At 70.3% G+C, this 1,992-nt stretch carries 1 protein-coding gene and 1 pseudogene; one reads left to right on the forward strand and one right to left on the reverse strand.

Annotated elements, in window-relative coordinates; translation table 11 throughout:
* On the forward strand, window positions 1-1,347 hold a 1,347-nt coding region (locus ABZ260_RS50500; protein ID WP_355632955.1), incomplete at its 5' end, for an FAD-binding protein.
* A 272-nt stretch (window positions 1,348-1,619) separates the two neighbouring features.
* Here ABZ260_RS50500 and ABZ260_RS50505 read toward each other — a convergent pair.
* Window positions 1,620-1,992: pseudogene (locus tag ABZ260_RS50505) on the reverse strand (RNA polymerase subunit sigma-24); the annotation flags it as partial.

The raw sequence follows: 1,992 nt of genomic DNA on the forward strand, positions 1-1,992 counted from the left end.
GGTGGTGCCGCCCACCGGCTGGGGAAAGTCCTCGTGGCGGCGGCGCCAGTTGCTCACCGCTGCCCTGCCGACCCCGGCAAGCCGGGTCGGACCCCCGGGGCCGTGCTGGAGCCCGGCGCCGTGTCGGACATCATGCGGATGATGAAGTACTGCCGGACGCACAGCCTGCAGGTGGCCGCACGCGGCCAGGGACACGCCACCTTCGGTCAGGGCCAGGTCGCGGGCGGTCTGATCATCGACATGACCCCGCTCAACGCGGTTGAGGTGCGGGAGGACACGGCCGTCGTGGAGGCGGGCGCGCTCTGGAGCAGCTTGGCGCAGGCGACCCTGGCCCACGGCCTGACCCCTCCGGTCTTCACCGACTACCTGGAGCTCTCGGTCGGCGGCACGCTCTCGGTGGGCGGTGTCGGCGGCCAGACCCACCACCACGGATCCCAGGCGGACAGCGTCGTGGAGCTGGAGATCGTCACGGGGGAGGCCAGCCTGAGGAGGTGTTCCGCGCGGCTGCGCCCCGACCTCTTCCGCGCGGCGCTGGCTGGAAGAGGACAGTGCGGCATCATCACCAAGGCCACCGTGCGCCTGCTGCCCGCCCCCGCGACGGTCCGCCACTACCTGCTCTCCTACCCGAGCGTCGCCGCGCTGACCGCCGACCAGCGGCGCGTGGTCAACGACGGCCGCTTCGCCTACGTGGAGGGAGAGCTCGTGCTGCCGACCGGCTCCGCTGGCTGGAGTTACCAGCTTGAAGCGGTCGCCTTCTTCAACGGCACGATCCCGCCCGACGACGCCAGGCTTCTCGACGGGCTGGGCGACCAGCCCGGCGACCGGCAGATCCAGGACATGTCCTACTTCGACTTCCTCAACCGGCTCGCCGCGGGCGTCGCCTATCTGAAGTCCACAGGCGAGTGGTACCGCCCGCACCCCTGGTGGAACATGTTCCTGCCCGCGAGCCGCACCGACGCCTTCGTGGAGGCCGCCATCAAGGACCTGACCGAGACCGAGGTCGGCGCCAGCGGCGTGGTCCTGCTCTATCCCTTCCCCCGCGCCCGCCTGCACCTGCCCTTGCTGCGCATGCCCGACGAGGAGACGGTCTTCCTCTTCACACTGCTCAGAACCGCCTCGCACGGAGCCGAGAGCCCGCAGGACATGGTGGAGGCCAACCGTTCCCTCTACCTGCGCGCCCAAGCCGTCGGGGGTTACCAGTACCCGGTCGGCTCCATACCCACCACGCCTGAGGAGTGGCGCACCCACTACGGCCCCGCATGGGCCGCCTTCGAGGCGGCCCATGAACGCTACGACCCCGACGGAATCCTCACTCCGGGCCAGGGCGTCTTCCCTCCGGGACCGTGAAGTCCGCAGCCGGATCACCCGTGCCGAGTTTCGCCGCCAGGCGAAGGGCGCGGTGTTGCAGGACCTTCGCGTTGCCAACGCTGGTTCCGATCGCCCGCTCTTATCTGGGGTGCCGAGAAGACGTCAGGCCTGTTGACTGAACTAAATTATGAGTTTTAGCAGTTCAGAGGCATCTTCTACGTTTCCCTGTTAGCGTCCGACCCGTGGATGAGCCAGGTGGTTCTGAGCGAGATCTGGCCGCGCTCGAATCCGGGCCGGTCGCGCTGGGGAAGTCAGTCCAGCGCGGCCGCCTTGCGCAGCAGCACTGAGCGTTCGCGCTGGTTGGCGCACAGCCGGGCGGCCAGCTCCAGCTCGGCGCGCGCCTCCGGTCGCCGGCCGAGGCGGGCCAGCAGCTCCCCGCGTACGGTCGGAACCAGATGCGAACCGGGGAGCCGGTCCGAGGCGATCAGCTCGTCCACGATGGCCAGGGCCTGCGCCGGACCCGAGGCCATGGCCACGGCAACGGCCCGGTTGAGCTCGACCACCGGCGAGGGCGCGACCCGGCCGAGCGCCTCGTAGAGCAGCACGATCAGGTCCCAGTCGGTCGCCTCGACCGAGGGCGCCGACGCGTGGGCGGCGGCGATCGCGGCCTGCAGGCCGTAGGGG

It is taken from the genome of Streptosporangium sp. NPDC006013 (assembly GCF_040614275.1).
GTDB lineage: Bacteria > Actinomycetota > Actinomycetes > Streptosporangiales > Streptosporangiaceae > Streptosporangium.